Source organism: Psychrobacter cibarius (genome assembly GCF_016107535.1).
GTDB lineage: Bacteria > Pseudomonadota > Gammaproteobacteria > Pseudomonadales > Moraxellaceae > Psychrobacter > Psychrobacter cibarius.
Window position 1 is genome coordinate 1 of the sequence record NZ_JABASQ010000058.1, and the last position, 1309, is coordinate 1309.

Annotated in this window: 1 protein-coding gene and 1 other annotated feature; the gene reads right to left on the bottom strand. The window is 46.2% G+C overall.

All coding sequences use genetic code 11. The features are described from left to right. Positions 1-39 precede the first annotated feature (39 nt). Positions 40-1259, bottom strand: a protein-coding gene (locus JFC08_RS13575) for an IS3 family transposase (RefSeq protein ID WP_198331105.1) whose coding sequence is annotated in 2 segments (ribosomal slippage) — positions 40-974 and positions 974-1259 — 1221 coding nt in all. Because the reading frame shifts where the segments join, the coding sequence is not laid out codon by codon here. Further along, positions 868-984 (bottom strand) — a sequence feature (AL1L pseudoknot). (Overlaps the previous gene by 117 nt.) Positions 1260-1309 lie beyond the last annotated feature (50 nt).

Below are 1309 nucleotides of genomic sequence, written 5' to 3' on the forward strand. Positions count from 1 at the left end.
TGAACCGCCCCGACTTTATCGGAGGCTGGTTTACTTTAGTCAGGCAGCAATGCCTGACAGGATTAAATTATCATAATACCGCTTTTCAAACTCAAAGGGCGACACATATCCAATCGTGCTATGCAGTCGTGTTTTGTTAAACCAATCGACCCATTCAAGGGTTGCCAGTTCAACATCGTTCACACCAGTCCAGTTCTGCTTTAAATAATGAATCACCTCAGACTTGTAAAGCCCATTGACCGTTTCAGCCAATGCGTTGTCATAAGAATCACCCGTAGTGCCAACAGAGGCAATCACACCGCAGTCAGCCATCTTATCTGTGTAGCGAATGGATAAATACTGAACCCCGCGATCACTGTGATGAATCACATCTTTGGGATTATTCCTATCTGCTATCGCTTGATTGAGCGCGGCCATCACCATATCGGTGTTCATGCGATTGGATACTTTCCAGCCCACAATGGCACGAGCGAACACATCAATAATAAAAGCAGTATAAACCCAGCCACTCAGTGTCTTGATATAGGTAAAATCTGCAACCCAAAGCTGATTAGGACGATGAGCGCTAAAGTTACGATTAACCAAGTCATCAGCACGCTTCTGGTCGTCACGGCTGTTGGTGGTAATCTTACCTTTACCACGCCAGACACCTTGCATACCATACTGCTTCATTAAACGCTCTACGGTACACCGAGCAACCTTTAACCCGTCAGCTTTCATCTGCTGCCATACTTTACGCGCACCGTAACGGCATTTACTGTCCTGCCAAATACGTTTAATCTCTCTGAGATAATAGTCATCATGCTGACTGCGTAATGAGCGCTTCTCAGGGCAGTCCTCTAAGTCTTTAGCACGATAATAAGTTGACGGGGCAATCGGTAGGACTCTACAGATCAGCTCGACCCCATAAAGGTGTTTATTGTCGTCGATGAAGTGAATCATGATTTTAGTCAGCGGTCGAGCTCCGCCTGGGCGAAAAAAGCGGCAGCCTTACGTATAATCTCATTGGCTTGCTTGAGCTCTCTGTTTTCGCGTTCAAGCTCTTTAATACGTTGATCTTGGCTTTGAGCTTGCACTGAAGCAGGAATGGTTTGATCGATGTGCTTTTTATGCCAAGACCGCAGAGTTTCAGGCGTGCAGCCAATCTTTGGCGCTATGGCTTGAATAGCTGACCAGGTAGAGGGATAGTCATTTGCTGCTTCAATCAGCATGCGAACGGCGCGTTCTTTAATCTCAGGAGTATAGGTTTGTCTTTTCATTGTCGTATTCTCTCAGAATATTAGGTCTCCGACAATCCCGGGGCGGTTCA